Here is a 14612-nt window from a genome sequence, read left to right on the forward strand (position 1 = left end):
GCGGAATAACGGTACAATAATTTGGGAGGTGCTTTGCTATTACAGACTTAATGATCAACGAGCAAATCAGAGACAAGGAAATTAGATTGATTGATGAAAATGGGGAACAGCTGGGAATTGTTTCTTCTAGAGACGCCCAGAAACTTGCAGATGAAAGAAGGCTGGATCTGGTTAAGATTGCGCCTACTGCGAAGCCTCCAGTTTGTCGAATCATGGACTATGGAAAATATAAATTCGATCAGGCTAAGAAAGAAAAAGAAGCCAGAAAGAAACAAAAGACCGTAGATGTGAAAGAACTTCGTTTGTCTCCAGGTATCGATGCCCATGACGTTCAGGTAAAAGTGAAAAAAGCAAATGAGTTCCTGAAGGACGGGGATAAGGTAAAGGTTAGCATTCGTTTTAGAGGCCGTGAAATTGGTAATTCCAAAGCAGGCATGGTCATTCTGGAAAACTTTGCGAAAGAAACTGCAGAGTTTGGTGTGGTTGAAAAAGAACCCAAGATGGAAGGCAGGAGCTTAGTAATGTTCCTTGCGCCAAAGAGCTGATCCGCAGGACGGAAGAAAGCAATAAGACACAAGCAGGATTACCTGTAATGATTATTTTAGGAGGATTAACATTATGCCTAAGTTAAAAACAAAAAAAGCAGCAGCGAAAAGATTTAAAATCACTGGCACAGGTCAGTTGAAAAGACAGAAATCTAATACACAGCATATTCTTGGCAAAAAGTCCAGAAAGAGAAAAAGAAACTTAAGACATGCTACAACAGTTGATAAAACTGTATTGAACAGTATTAAGAAGAGATTGTTACCATACGCATAATTTTGAGTATATTTTTTAGGAGGACTTTACCATGGCAAGAGTGAAAGGCGCGTTAAACGCGAGAAAAAAACATAAAAAAGTATTAAAGCTGGCTAGAGGTTACCGTGGTGCTAGAAGCAAGCAGTACAGAGTTGCAAAACAGTCTGTAATGAAAGCTATGGCATTTGCATTTGCTGGCAGAAAACAAACAAAGAGAGAATACAGAAGCCTTTGGATCACAAGAATCAATGCAGCTGCAAGAATGAACGATATTTCTTATAGCAAATTGATCCATGGTTTAAAAATGGCAGACGTTAACATCAACAGAAAGATGTTGGCTGACTTGGCTGTTTCTGATCCTGCTGCATTTACAACATTGGTAAATACAGCAAAAGCAAAACTGTAATTCACATTTGAAAATCCGACCTTTTGTTTCGAGCAAAAGGTCTTTTTTCATGCCTACTTATGGCATTGCAACATACAGCAAAAGAAAAATCGGAGAGGTGGCTCTGAGATGGAAGTGGTTTTAACAAAAGCCTTTGGGTTTCTTTTTATGATTGCAATGGGCTTTGCCTTAAAACGGGGAGGACTATTTTCCCAAAAGGATACGGATCTATTATCAAGGTTGGTTATGAAGATCACACTACCAATGGTTATCATCAGTAATTTTCGCAATTTGGACTTAAATTCATCTTTTTTAATTGACATTACCCTTGGATTTCTGACTAATTTTTTAGTAATAGGGTTTGTACTTTTACTCACACGAAGAAAACAACCTGCACAAAGGTCATTTTTTATTATAAATGGGTCTGGCTATAATATCGGCCTTTGTACCATGCCTTTTATGCAAAGCTTCTTTGAGGCAGAGGCGATTGCCATTGTTTGTATGTTTGACGTGGGGAATGCAATTATGGTTTTTGGAATTACGTTTACAATTGCAATGATCATTGCCAAAGGGAGAGGAAATATAAGAGGGAAAGAAATATTAAAGACTCTTTTCTCATCGATGCCTTTTGTTGCTTATGTGGTCATGATTTTGATTAGCATATTGAGGGTAAAGCTGCCAAGTATTGTTTTTGATTTAGCAGCAATGATGGGACAAGCAAATACATTCTTAGCAATGATACTAATCGGTATCATGTTTGAGCCTAAGATTGAAAAACGGGTGTTAAAAGATATGGGAAGTGTGTTGATTTTGAGGCTTGTTGTGGCTTGTATCTTTTCTTACCTTATTTATCACTACTTGCCAGCTCCCTTATTACATAGGCAGGTACTGTCCATTGTAGTTTTCTCACCAATACTAAGTATTGCGCCCATTTATACAGAACGCTGTGGTTACGACCGTTCTGCAGCAGCGGTACTAAATTCTTTAATGCTACCTATTAGTTTAGTTTTAATGACAATATTGTTAATTGCGCTGCAACTATACTAGCAAAACAAGCCAGGTTTCACAGGGGTGCTATGAATAACTAAGAATTCATTGATAGATCAAGTGTATTTTCTTTGAACTTGTATAAATACTGTGATATAATTATATTAAAAAAATGAATTAAATTTAGGTATGTCCAAAACAATCAAAAGAATGATAGGAAAGAATACGAAAAAGGAAAGTTCTTGAAATTGGTTCCTGCTAAGATTGCTAGAACCGCAAAAATAACTGGGGGGATATCATGATAGGCGAAAAAATTAAATCTGTAAGAATGGAAAAAGGAATCACCGCTAAAGATTTAGCTGAAAAAGCTGAGGTAACCCCGGGGTACATCTCTCAGATTGAAAGGAATTTAATCAGTCCATCTTTATCTGTTTTAATGCGAATTGCAGAGGCAATTGATATACCGTTGGTTTCTCTCTTTTCTCAAGAGGAGCAGGAGCAAGTTACCGTTATTCCAAAGGACAATAGAACTAAAATACAATTTGCAGACATTAACATGGAGTATCAATTTGTAACACCTTATAGTAGAAGTAAAAACGCCTGTACGCAAATGGAGATGCTGTGTTTCAAATTAGGACCCAAAAGTTGGGGGAGCACCATGGTTCAGTATCATGAGGAAGCAGCAGAATGTACTTTGGTTTTAAAAGGTACTTTAGAATACCATATTGGTGATGATGTTTATGTTCTGAAAGAAGGGGATAGCATTTATGTGCCGCAGCAAACATATCACCAGCTTTATAATCCAGGAGATGAAGATGTGGAAGCAGTAGCTGTCATTTCCCCTGCGCTATATTAATACCACTAATATTAAGAGGGAAAAGCAGGTATCTGACCTTCAATATGGAAAAGGCAAAATAGTGTTTTTGGTCCATATATAAATATACTAAATTAAATTTAGTAGAGCTTATTATTGTATATTAATTTATACAAAAGATAAGCTCTTTTTTTTATTTATTTTGATAAAAGCAAGATATAAAGAGTGTAAAGTATACAAAAAGAACTTTGACACATAAGAAATTTACAAATGCTAAATTTTGTTTAATATATAATTGACATTTAAATATATTAAATATAGAATTATATTAAATAAAATTTAGTATAATTAATGTGTGGCGAAATGAAAACGAGTTTTGAAAATTTAAGGAGGGATATTATGAGTATTTTATCATCAAAAAAGTTTCAAAAGTACTTTGTTCCCGGTATCGTTTTTCAATCTTGCGTAATTGCCGGAGGATATGGAACAGGAAGGGAATTGGTCGAGTATTTTATGGGCTATGGCCCTCTGGGTGGTATTTTAGGAATGAGCATTGTATCTATGCTTACTTGGTCCATCATCTGTGGTGTATCCTTTGCGTTTGCCCATGCATTTAAAAAGTATGACTACAAAAGCTTTATGAAAAAGCTGATGGGCCCAGGATGGGTCGTATTCGAGATTGCTTACATCATTTTTATTTTGATCGTTTTGGCTGTGGTGTCAGCTTCGGCAGGGTCGATACTCCATGAACTGTTTGGTTTGAACAAGTGGTTTGGGATCATTGGTATGTCTGTTGCTGTATTTTTGTTAGTAATGAATGGTTCGGAAATGATCGAAAAGGTGCTTTCATTGTGGTCCTTTGTTCTATATGGCGTATATATTCTTTTTTTGGTTTTGGTGATTTCAAGGTATAGTTCAGTGATTGGGCATAATTTTGCTTCCGTACCCATCAATGGCAATTGGGCAGTGGGCGGTTTTCAATATGCATTTTACAACCTGGCTATTATTATTGCTGTACTTTACACCATAAGGCACTGCGACAGTGAAAAAGAAGCCTTTGTATCAGGCTTAATAGCGGGCGTAATTGGTATTTTACCAGGGATCATCTTATTTGTCGCTATGTGTGGGTTCTACCCATTGATTATTGAGCAAGAGCTTCCTGTGGATTTTATTTTGACCCAGATGAAAATGCCTTGGTTGCGCTATATGTTCCAGATTGTTTTGTTTGGCACACTGATTGAAACTGGCTCGGGCTTGATTTATTCTATCACAGACCGTATTGGGGAGGGGTATAAAAGCAAGGGAATGCAAGTGCCTAGTTGGACAACACCCATAACTGCACTTATTCTTTTGGTATCAACAACATTTATTTCTTCGTATGGACTGATTAATCTGATTGCAAAAGGTTACGGCACGTTAGCGTGGGTATTCTTTTTTGTATATGTAATTCCTATTATGACACTTGGCATATTTAAGCTATTGAAACGAAAATGAGAAAGCTTTAAGGGCAACAACAAGGAGATGAAGATCATGAGTTTGACAACAACAAAATGCAATGAATGGGTGGAGCGTGACAAAAAGGTAATTGCTCCCTGCCAACATTTATCCTACTATCCACTTGCTGTGGCAAAGGTAGAGGGGGATACAATTTATGACGAAGATGATAATAAGTATATCGACTTTCTTAGTAGTGCATCCTCTTTGAACTTGGGTAGCTGCTTTCCCGTTGTAACAGAGGCTATCAAAAAACAATTGGATCAGTTTGCTCAATATACACCTGCTTATACATATAATGCAACCAATATTGCCTATGCAGAGCGTTTGGTTTCAGTTTTTCCAGGGGGGGGTGAAGCAAAGGTTTGCTTTGGAAATTGTGGATCCGACGCCAATGATGCTGCAGTAAAGTTTGCCAGAGCTTATACTGGTAGAAGTAAAATTATCACTTTTATTAATGGCTATCATGGCAATACCTATGGTTCAATGTCTTTGAGTGCTGTTACAACCAGAATGCGTTCTAAAATGGGGCCTTTTTTGCCTGAGATTTATAGTTTTCCTTTTTTCGGTGATGACGTGGATGATATAACTTGTGAACGTGAGTGTATCAAAGAAATTGAAAGAGCATTTGCCACCTACTTGCCGGCAGAGGAGGTTGCAGCGGTAATCATCGAGCCAGTGCAGGGGGATGCAGGGTTAATTGCTGCCCATAAGATTTTTATGGAAAAGCTGTTTGACCTTTGCAAAAAAAATGGCATTCTCTTTATTTCCGAGGAAGTACAACAAGCCTTTTTTAGAACAGGTAAATGGTTTGCCATTGAGCACTATGGTATTATTCCCGATGCTGTGGTATTGGGGAAATCAGTGGGAGCCGGGCTAACATTAGGTGCATTTATGGCAAAGGCGGAGATTATGGATGCACTACCTGCTCCTGCCCATTTATTTACCTTAGGTGGAAATGCGTTGGCTTGTGCCGCTGGATGTGCAGCGTTTGACTATATGCAGAGTAGTGAATTTCAAGAAATTTTGATGCAAAATGAAAGCATGATGGAGCACTTACTGGATGAAACATTAAGAAAGTTTCCTGGGTTTGTAACTGGAAAAAGAGGCATTGGAATGTCTAGAGGGTTGGTTTTAATGACCAAAGATGAAAAAACAGGAATTCAAATGCCTGATGATATGGGGACCTATAAGGTTTTATATCGTGCTTATGAAAAAGGCCTGGTTATTATTTCCCTAGGAGAGAATGTACTGCGTATTCAACCTCCTTTAAATATCAAAGCAGAGAATCTGCAGCGTGCTTTTGAAATACTTTGGGAATCTATGGAAGATTACTTAGATGGAAAGATTTCTGATGACGTAATGAGATTTAGAAACGGTTGGTGAGTGTGGGATAAGGGGTTTTTGGTATTCTAAAATTAGAAAAGAGCAGTTTAACACCATATAAACAGGGCGGTAGTTTTTATAAACTACCGCCCTATTCTATGGAAAATTTCTTCTTTCATGTTCGAAAAAAGACTGGAGAATTAAAAATTAAAATAATTGAATATTTTTTTAGCAAGTCTATTTGCACAAAATTGTAATTTGCGTTATATACTCATCCATACTGGAAATGGCCATTTCATTTATTCCTTCTTCAAAGGCATAGCCTTGAAGGCTAAGGCCCTTTTCCTTAGCAAAAGTCCTTATCTGATCATAGGCAATGGAAAGATTATCCCAATTCCCTTTGAAAAAGGCCCGAATATAAGTGCCCTTTGGTTTTAAAAAGTAATCCTTTTTGTTTAAACAAGGTTCAACTTTTGTGAAAAAACAATAATATTCATCTAGCTTATCTTCCATAATTTTTTCAACAGCGATCATACTACCATAGCTTTTATTAAAAAGTCTGTGGGGCTGAAGTTGGTTCATGTGTTCAAGTAAAACAGTATAGTCCTCATAGTCATATGTTCCTGTGATGGACCGGCTGAGAAACAAATACTCTTCTGGGTATTCCACAATTTCTATGGTGGATAGATCTGATTTTTGACTCAGCTGTAGCAATGCTTTCTTTTTTGCAAAAAGGCTCTGAATTTCTTTTAATTGCTGAATTTTTTCATCAATTTCCTGGGATTTGGTATCTATCAGTTGGGAAAAAGCCAAAACAGAAGGATTTTTCATATATCTGGATATTACCTCAATGGACATTCCTAATTCACGAAAGGCCAAAATCATTTCTAATGTTGGGCTTTGTAAATAAGTATAGTATCTATACCCATTATTCCCTTTTTCCAATGGAGAAAATAGTCCAATTTCATCATAATAATGAAGTGTCCTTTTATTGATATTATGGAGTTTTGCAAACTGACCTGCTGTAAAAAGTGGATCATGATTATTCATGATAAAACCTCCTATTGACATTACAGTTACTGTATAGTTTATGGTATATCACGGAGATAAGAATGTCAATTATAAGGAGATAATTTTAATGAAAATTCAGGTTAATTCTAGGCCTATAAAACCATTATTTTGTCAGGCTTTGAAACAAAGTCTATGGAAAACATGGAGTTACGAAGGATTTACAACGAAAAAAAATGTTAAGAGAATATCAAAATCAAAGACATATCTATGCGCCTGCTTAATGAACCGGAAATTTGCCTGTAATGCCTTAACGGATAATGAACCTATAGATATTTTTATGACAAAGGCTAAGAGGAACGAAAGTTTCGCTTTGCGGTACTTGTTATCGTATGTAAATTCCATTTTGGGAGTCATTGTAAGCAAAGAAGGACGTAAGGTTATCAGTAAGTTTAAGGTGATTGCATTCATGGATCAGAAATTTTTTAGCCAAAGTAAATTACATTTTGGTGGAGAACTGGATTATGTAGGAGTAAGAACAGATCAACGGGGTGGGGGTTTAGATAAGAAGCTTTTCCATAAGTGTATGGAATATTTAGACAGACAAAATATGAAAAGCTTTTATTTCTTTACAGATAGCACCTGTAACGTGGGTTTTTATAAGCATCAAGGAATGAGTCAAATTGGAGGGCAGAGAGATGCATTAAAGTTTCTTGAAAGAGGAGAATTAGCGTTATATCTCTTTGCATCAAATTCTCCTGGGAGGTTGTGTCAATGAATCAAAGAAGTATTTATCAAAAGCCAGTTGATTTTAAGATGGTAATGAAAATTACATTGCCCACAATGCTTATGGTGGTCATTCAATCCATATATTCTATGGTGGATGGCGTATTTATTGCAAATATAATAGGGACAGATGCATTATCTGCGTTAACCCTGATTGCGCCTTACTTCAATTTTCTAACTGCAATCGCCGCCATGGTTGCCGCGGGGGGAAGTGCAGTTGTCCTGAGAAAGATGGGCGAAGGGAGGGGGGAAGAAGCAAAACAGGATTTTACAATGCTGATGGTAACCATTCTCATGATTGGGGGGGGTTAACAGTGGCAGGGCTAATCATTTTGCCTGAACTGGTCAGTATTTTTGATGCCTCAACAACAGTGCGTATTTATTGTCAGGAGTATCTATTTGCCTATTTATTTTTTGTAATTGCTAATCTACTTTTCATAAATTTACAAACTTTTGCAATTGCTTGTGGTGGTTCAAGGCTAGCAATGTTGAGCTCCCTTTTTGGCGGCATATTTAATATTGTACTTGACTTTATTTTCATTAAAGTGTTGGGATTTGGTATGCTTGGGGCATCAGTTGCCACTGGGTTAGGAATGTTGATTCCCTGTATCATAATGGGCGTCTACTTTTGTAGCGAAACACGATTCATACACTTTGTTCGGCCTAGGTTTAGAAAGAATGTTCTTTTCAAAACTATAACGAATGGAATGTCTGAGTTTTCAACTAATTTAGTTAGTGGAATTGTTATATTGTTGTTTAACCAGAAGATGCTCCAAGTTGCTGGTGCAGATGGGGTTGCGGCTAGTACCATTATCTTTTATGTGTTTAGTTTTATGGGGGCAATCTATATGGGGTATATGTTTGGAATTTCCCCCTTGATAAGCTTTTTTTATGGGGAGAATAATAAAGTAAAGTTGCAGAAACTTAGAAAGATTAGTGTCATTTTTGTTGGATTGACAGCCATCATAACAACAGCGCTGGCAGTTTTGGGCACAGATGTCTTGGTAGGAGTTTTCGCTGAAGAGGGAACCGCTCCCTACCAATTAGCACTATATGGAAACAAACTATTTTCGCTAAGTTTATTGTTTGTGGGATTCAATACCTTTGCCAGCTCACTGTTTACAGCGCTTTCCAATGGGGTAATTTCGGCAGTCATTTCCTTTGGCAGAACTTTTGTGTTTTTGGTGGGTTCTATCCTCATTTTACCATCCATTTGGGGCATTGATGGTATTTGGCTTTCCGTACCAGTTGCTGAAGCACTTTCTCTCATTCTTTCGGTTTTCTTCCTTGTGAAGTATAAGAAAAGATACGGCTATTAAAAGGGTGGAAATGGAAAGTTAATTTTCTTCGCATAGGCATCAAATACATAATGGGCGGAAATTATAAAAAACAAGCCTTTGTTTAAAGTGTGATATTTTGAATGAAATAAGAGACGGATAAGGTATTCCCTGTTCGTCTCTCTTTTTATATTTTTTAACCCAATCCTTAATTGTTGCAGAATTTAAATCCCATTGGAGCTATGAAATCATTTCAGCACCAATTTCATAGCTCCAACTTCCATTTTCTTTTTTAGCCAAACAATCGTAAAGGGTATATGCTCCCAAGGAGGACCTCCATTTTTCTGCTGTGAAGTGAAAACTATCTTTATCCAGCTGGGAGGTTTCTAGTAGAAGTAAAAGGCCAGCTTCCAAGTGGGAAAATCCTGTGTTTGCATCCTGAATTATCAGATTTTCAGAAAGCAGACTTTCATAGCTCCCTTGTCTGGTTTCTATTTGAGTGTGATTGCCCAGTAAATAAATGAGGGCATTTTTTTCACTTTCTGTAAGAAGTTTATCTTTTGATAAATCCACGGCGATAAAATGAATGTCGGCATTTAGTCCCGCATCTTTTTCTAATAAATCTTGCAAAATGCCATGATACACCCCAACCAGGTTATCACCATTTTCAACAAGCTTGATGTAATCAGGGTTTGCAATGATTGGGGGGTATATTTCTAAAACCAACCCGTCAAACCCTATCTCTACTTTATCACCAGGTTTGATTTGTGAAGTATCCTGGGCAAGAGCATCCAAAGAAACTTGGTAAAGCCCATGCTCGTCCTCTAAATTGGCGACTAAGGCGGCTTCATCCCAAATCCCAATTACCTTACATAGCATAGGCACTTCAGATTTTTCAATGGAAGTTGTGCCTTCATTTGCAGCGAAAGGGCCATGCTCCCCAGGAGGCAGACGTGCTTCTTTTTTTGCACACCCTCCCATAAAAAGAGAAAAACAGATGATTGATAGGAACAGACAGCGTTTTTTCATGACTTCAACTCCCTTTGGTCTTATTAGTTAGACGGAATAAAAAGGAAATAGTTGCAATCATGACATGTTCTTCTGTGAATTTTTTGTTTTTGTATGTGGTGACAAGTTAGATTAAGGAGTAAAAAATCTCATTAGCAAAGGTTGTTTTCCATTTTCACAAATGCTTCTAGGGCTACATAAATTTCATTCTGTTCACCTTGCATTGAGAGAGACTCCCCGTCTACATAATTACCAATGCTGTCGGAGGTATCTCCTTCATATGCTACAACATTATTTAAGATGGAAGCGGTCTGTACCCCTCTCAAATGGCCGATTGTAAATAAGGCGGCAGTCTCCATGTCGCAACCAAGAACACCTTTTTTTGACCAGAACGCATCAATGGATTCTTCTTCGTCGGTATAAAAACTGTCATGGCTTCTGGCAATACCTATATGATGGGGAATATTTTTTTCTTTAGCTGTTTCCATACAAGCAAACAAGAGGTTTGCATCAGGCACAGCAGGAAAGATAGGATCCACATAGGTTTTTGATGCGCCATCATCACGGACTGCGCCACTAACCAAAATGATATCCCCCATTTTTACCTTTGGCTGTAAGCTACCACAGCTACCAATTCGAATCATTGCCTGGACACCAATATTATGCAGTTCTTCCACGGCAATTCCGGCGGATGCACCGCCGATGCCGGTGGAAATGGCAAGCACTTTCACACCTTTATATGTGCCCATTAAGCTTCTATATTCACGGTTGAATTTTAATTCTATAACATTTTCTAAAAATGGTGAAATACGGTCTAGCCTGGCTGGATCTCCGGGTAGAAGTGCATATTTTATTCCAAGGGAACCGTCCAATTGGATATGGGGTTGTAAGTTTGACATAATGTTCCTCCTTTGTTTTCAGTTCTTTTGATTTTAATTTACCCCAAAAAATGAAAAAATGCAATGTTGGTCATCTAATAATTTGAATCTACAAGAAGAATATGTTAAAATCTTTGAAAGAGAGGGAAGGATAAAATAGATATCCTTCGAGGAGGATAAAATGATTTATTTTGTGTTTTTAATTTTGGCAGGTGTTTTCCAAGGGTTTATGGTATCTTTAAATGGTCAATTGGGGAACTACTACAGTCTTTTTGGTATTTGTTTTTTTGTTCACATGATAGCAGCAGTACTTCTTTTCTTTTATATTAAGTTCAAAGAGAAAAAGCCAATCACCTTTCGTGGGGTACCTAGATATGTGTATGCCGTTGGCTTTATGGGGGTAGCCATGGTTTCTACCAGCAGTTGGTGCACATTGCACATTGGTGCAACGGCGATGCTAAGTCTATCAGTAATTGGACAAATGATTTCTTCCGCCATAGTAGACCATTATGGTTGGTTTAATGCACCGAAGAAACCCTTTCGTCTTAAGCAGTTACCGTGCTATTTATTAGTTGTGGTAGGGGTTTTCATTGTTGTTTACGGTTAAGGGGGCAAAAAAATGATATACTATATGGTAGCGATTGCCAATGGGTTTTTAAATACCATTAATAAAATGGTTAACGTAAAGGCGGGCGAGTGTTTAGGGACTGCAAGAGGTGCTTTGATTAACTATATAGAGGCAACAATCATTGCCTTTTGCCTTGTTTATATTACAGGCAAAGGCGGAGAATTTCGAATAGAATACATCAAAGAAGTTCCTGTTTTGTTTTACTTAGGTAGCGTTTGCGGCTTGGCAGCAATGATATTTTTAATCATAGGCACAAGGAAAACTGGAGCCATGACATCAACGGTTTTGATGTTATTAGGCCAGCTTGGAACTTCAATTGCGTTAGACTATGTCTTTTTTGATACCTTTCGACCCATCCAAATTTTGGGTATTTTCCTGATTTTGGTGGGCATCGCATGGAAAGAAAAAATTAGGGAGACTGGTAATCAGAAAGAAGTGGTAATGATAAACGAGGAGGAAATAGAATGAAAATTTTGAATTTCGGTTCTTTGAATATGGATTATGTCTATGAGGTAGATCATTTTGTGGAGCCTGGTGAAACCATGTCCTCATTGGGTTTATTTGTAAATTGCGGGGGAAAAGGATTAAACCAATCTATCGCAGCAGCAAAAGCGGGCAATGAGGTGTATCACGCCGGTTTGATTGGTAAAGGTGGAGAGGCTTTGGAACAAAAGCTTTCTGAAAACGGTGTGAATATCTCTTTGCTTCATAAGATGGATGAAAGCTGTGGACATGCTATAATTCAGGTTGATCAAAAGGGTCAAAATTGTATTTTACTTTATGGCGGCACCAACCAGTTGCTGACCAAGGAATATATCAACGAAACTCTTGATAAGTTTGGAAACGATGGCCTTGTTTTGTTGCAAAATGAAACAAACCTGGTGGGTTATATCATTGAAGAAGCAAATAAAAGAGGGTTGAAAACGGCATTAAATGCAGCACCTATGAATGAAAAGGTATTAGAGTATCCATTGGAGCTATTGGATTGGTTTATTGTCAATGAAGTTGAGGGAAAACAGATTGCAGGCTCAGATAGGGAAGAGGATATTTTACCGATTCTAAGAGAAAAATATCCCAAGGGAAATGTTCTTTTAACCCTTGGCAGTCGAGGTGCCATGTGTGATACACAGGGTGAAATTTACAAAATTGGCTGTTTTCAGGTAGAGGTGGTGGATACCACAGCGGCAGGAGATACTTTTACAGGCTACTTTTTATATGGTGTGTTAAATGGAGCAACAATACCCGAAGCCCTTTTGTTGGCAACAACTGCCAGCACTCTGGCCATTGGTAAAAAAGGAGCATCAGATTCAGTTCCCCTAAAGAAAGAAGTAGACCAAGTTTTAGAAGAGAATAGGTTTGGTTCATTAAGGGTTGAAAAAATAAATTAAAAGGAAGTGTTACCTTGAAAAAAGTATTATTTGTTAACTGTTGTATTCGCAGAGAAGCATCTCGAAGTAAAAAATTAGCGGATTTTTTCTTGAGTGAGCTTCAAAAAAAAGGTTCTTATGAAATTACAGAGATTTGCCTAATGGACGAAAACCTATCCTATATGTCCGAAGGCAATTTTCATCAAAGGGATGTGTTATTAGCCAAAAAAGACTTCTCTCATCCTCGCTTCCATTATGCCCATGAGTTTGCCCAGGCAGATAAAATTGTCATTGCTGCACCTTTTTGGGATTTGAGTTTTCCTGCTTTATTAAAGACATATATTGAAAATTTGTGTGTGGAGGGAATCACTTTTGGTTGTAACGAGCAGGGGTGTTTTGGCAGCTGCAAAGCAGACCATATGGTATATTTGACAACCCGTGGAGGGTTTTATGATGGCTCTCCTATGGAGATGGGCTCTAAATACATGGAGGCCATGAGCCAGTTTTTCGGGATAGAAAAATATGACTGCGTTGCAGCGGAGGGACTGGATATTGGGATTCGTCCTGTTGAAGTCATTTTGGAAGAAGCAATGGAAAAAGCTAAAGTAGTGGCAATAGAATTCTGAAAATGTTTCTTAGGGGAGACTATAGAGAAGATCATTGCGCCTTCATTGACAGAAAACAGGGTAAAGAGAAGGGAAAGCAAAACGTGTGTTGAAAAATTATTTGCACAAAAAGAAAAGTTTTTTTATAGAATCGAGGTCTTTTAAAAATGGAAAAAATGATGAAAGCAGTGGTTTACAAAGGAAATGGTCAGTTGTGTTTGGAAGATCGTCCTATACCGGTAATCTTAGAAGACACAGATGCCATTGTCCGTGTTACCAGATCTTCAATTTGCTCCAGCGACTTACATATTAAGCATGGTTCTGTGCCTAGAGCCAAGGAAAATACGGTGCTGGGACATGAGTTTGTAGGTGAGGTGATTGAAGTAGGCAGGGGCGTTTGCCATTTTCAAGTAGGCGATCGTGTGGCGGTGAATGTGGAAACATTTTGTGGTCAGTGTTTTTTCTGCAAACAAGGCTATGTAAACAATTGTATTCATGGTGGTTGGGAATTGGGGTGCCGTATTGATGGCGGTCAGGCGGAGTTTGCCCGCATTCCCATGGCTGACCAAGGTTTGACTAAAATTCCTGACAATGTATCTGATGAAGAAGCCTTATTTAATGGGGATATTCTGGCGACAGGTTATTGGGCTGCAAGCATTGGGGAAATCAAGCCTGCAGACACAGTCGTTGTTTTGGGAGCGGGGCCAACAGGGCTATGTACATTGATGAGTATTCGGCTGTATAGCCCTGCAACAGTGATTATTGTTGATGTTAGTGAAGAAAGAATGGCATTGGCAAAAGAGAAAGGTTTGGTAGATGTTTGCCTAAATCCTCTTAAAGTAAATGTAGAGGAAGAAATACTAAGGCTGACACAAGGCAGAGGTGCAGATAGGGTGTTTGAGGTTGCTGGTGGCGATAACACCTTTCAATTGGCTTGGAAAGTGGCAAGATCCAATGCAATTGTAGTTTTAGTTGCGCTTTATGCAAAAGAGCAAACTTTGCCATTACATCAGATGTATGGTAAAAACCTGGTGTTCAAAACAGGCGGCGTTGATGCCAATAGCTGTGACGATATTATGAAGATGGTGCAGTGCAAGAAAATTGACACTAGCTGTTTGATTACCCATCGTGCGCCCTTAAATGATGTTATGGAAGGCTATCGTATTTTTGAAAATAAATTGGATGGTTGCATCAAATGGGTAATTACTCCCTTTGAACGGGATTAATTTGTTAATGCATTTACTTTTTGCA

18 protein-coding genes are annotated in these 14612 nt (G+C 38.0%); 15 read left to right on the forward strand and 3 right to left on the reverse strand.

Annotated elements, in window-relative coordinates; genetic code table 11:
- The first annotated feature begins 50 nt into the window (after positions 1-50).
- The 7 genes from infC (at position 51) to ABVZ64_RS11675 (ending at position 5864) form a co-directional block, all read left to right on the forward strand.
- Positions 51-545 (forward strand): translation initiation factor IF-3, encoded by a 495-nt coding sequence (gene infC / locus ABVZ64_RS11645; protein ID WP_352401179.1) that lies wholly within the window; start codon positions 51-53, stop codon positions 543-545.
- A 73-nt stretch (positions 546-618) separates the two neighbouring features.
- Complete coding sequence (gene rpmI, locus ABVZ64_RS11650) at positions 619-819, forward strand: 50S ribosomal protein L35 (RefSeq protein ID WP_304508867.1); 201 nt, start codon at positions 619-621, stop codon at positions 817-819.
- A 31-nt stretch (positions 820-850) separates the two neighbouring features.
- On the forward strand, positions 851-1204 hold the full coding sequence (rplT, locus tag ABVZ64_RS11655) for a 50S ribosomal protein L20 (protein WP_313526109.1): 354 nt from the start codon (positions 851-853) through the stop codon (positions 1202-1204).
- A 108-nt stretch (positions 1205-1312) separates the two neighbouring features.
- Positions 1313-2230 carry an AEC family transporter gene (locus ABVZ64_RS11660; RefSeq protein WP_352401180.1) on the forward strand — a complete coding sequence of 306 codons (918 nt, stop codon included), beginning with the start codon at positions 1313-1315 and terminating at the stop codon, positions 2228-2230.
- Positions 2231-2468: 238 nt separating this feature from the next.
- Positions 2469-3026, forward strand: coding sequence for a cupin domain-containing protein (locus tag ABVZ64_RS11665; protein WP_352401181.1), 558 nt, complete (start codon positions 2469-2471; stop codon positions 3024-3026).
- A 357-nt stretch (positions 3027-3383) separates the two neighbouring features.
- Positions 3384-4478 (forward strand): YkvI family membrane protein, encoded by a 1095-nt coding sequence (locus ABVZ64_RS11670; RefSeq protein ID WP_352401182.1) that lies wholly within the window; start codon positions 3384-3386, stop codon positions 4476-4478.
- A 36-nt stretch (positions 4479-4514) separates the two neighbouring features.
- Complete coding sequence (locus ABVZ64_RS11675; protein ID WP_352401183.1) at positions 4515-5864, forward strand: aminotransferase class III-fold pyridoxal phosphate-dependent enzyme; 1350 nt, start codon at positions 4515-4517, stop codon at positions 5862-5864.
- Between the two features lie 177 nt (positions 5865-6041).
- Here ABVZ64_RS11675 and ABVZ64_RS11680 read toward each other — a convergent pair whose 3' ends face one another.
- Complete coding sequence (locus tag ABVZ64_RS11680; protein WP_352401184.1) at positions 6042-6854, reverse strand: MerR family transcriptional regulator; 813 nt, start codon at positions 6852-6854, stop codon at positions 6042-6044.
- A gap of 241 nt (positions 6855-7095) precedes the next feature.
- Between ABVZ64_RS11680 and ABVZ64_RS11685 the strand changes: the two genes are divergently transcribed.
- From ABVZ64_RS11685 to ABVZ64_RS11695, 3 genes are read left to right on the forward strand one after another with little or no spacing between them, the layout of a single operon-like run.
- Positions 7096-7590 (forward strand): GNAT family N-acetyltransferase, encoded by a 495-nt coding sequence (locus ABVZ64_RS11685; RefSeq protein WP_352401185.1) that lies wholly within the window; start codon positions 7096-7098, stop codon positions 7588-7590.
- Positions 7587-7910: an MATE family efflux transporter gene (locus tag ABVZ64_RS11690; RefSeq protein ID WP_352401186.1), complete on the forward strand. Its 324-nt coding sequence runs from the start codon at positions 7587-7589 to the stop codon at positions 7908-7910. Before ABVZ64_RS11685 ends, ABVZ64_RS11690 begins: the two co-directional genes overlap by 4 nt.
- A 2-nt stretch (positions 7911-7912) precedes the next feature.
- Positions 7913-8917, forward strand: a complete 1005-nt coding sequence (locus ABVZ64_RS11695; RefSeq protein WP_352401187.1) for an MATE family efflux transporter — start codon at positions 7913-7915, stop codon at positions 8915-8917.
- A gap of 198 nt (positions 8918-9115) precedes the next feature.
- Here ABVZ64_RS11695 and ABVZ64_RS11700 read toward each other — a convergent pair whose 3' ends face one another.
- The gene (locus tag ABVZ64_RS11700; protein ID WP_352401188.1) at positions 9116-9904 is read right to left on the reverse strand and encodes a hypothetical protein; all 789 of its coding nucleotides are present in this window, start codon (positions 9902-9904) and stop codon (positions 9116-9118) included.
- Between the two features lie 131 nt (positions 9905-10035).
- A complete protein-coding gene (locus ABVZ64_RS11705; protein ID WP_352401189.1) occupies positions 10036-10782 on the reverse strand; it encodes a nucleoside phosphorylase in 747 nt (248 codons plus the stop codon).
- A gap of 160 nt (positions 10783-10942) precedes the next feature.
- On the opposite strand from ABVZ64_RS11705, the gene ABVZ64_RS11710 reads away from it, so the two are divergent.
- From ABVZ64_RS11710 to ABVZ64_RS11730, 5 genes are all read left to right on the forward strand, one after another.
- Complete coding sequence (locus ABVZ64_RS11710) at positions 10943-11368, forward strand: DMT family transporter (RefSeq protein WP_352401190.1); 426 nt, start codon at positions 10943-10945, stop codon at positions 11366-11368.
- 12 nt (positions 11369-11380) lie between these two features.
- Positions 11381-11857: a DMT family transporter gene (locus tag ABVZ64_RS11715; protein ID WP_352401191.1), complete on the forward strand. Its 477-nt coding sequence runs from the start codon at positions 11381-11383 to the stop codon at positions 11855-11857.
- Positions 11854-12777 carry a ribokinase gene (locus tag ABVZ64_RS11720; protein ID WP_352401192.1) on the forward strand — a complete coding sequence of 308 codons (924 nt, stop codon included), beginning with the start codon at positions 11854-11856 and terminating at the stop codon, positions 12775-12777. The genes ABVZ64_RS11715 and ABVZ64_RS11720 overlap by 4 nt, the downstream gene beginning before the upstream one ends.
- A 14-nt stretch (positions 12778-12791) precedes the next feature.
- Positions 12792-13382, forward strand: coding sequence for an FMN-dependent NADH-azoreductase (locus tag ABVZ64_RS11725; protein ID WP_352401193.1), 591 nt, complete (start codon positions 12792-12794; stop codon positions 13380-13382).
- A gap of 158 nt (positions 13383-13540) precedes the next feature.
- The gene (locus tag ABVZ64_RS11730; protein ID WP_352401240.1) at positions 13541-14587 is read left to right on the forward strand and encodes an alcohol dehydrogenase; all 1047 of its coding nucleotides are present in this window, start codon (positions 13541-13543) and stop codon (positions 14585-14587) included.
- The last annotated feature ends 25 nt before the right edge of the window (positions 14588-14612 follow it).

The organism is Anaerotignum sp., assembly GCF_040307045.1.
GTDB lineage: Bacteria > Bacillota > Clostridia > Lachnospirales > Anaerotignaceae > Chakrabartyella.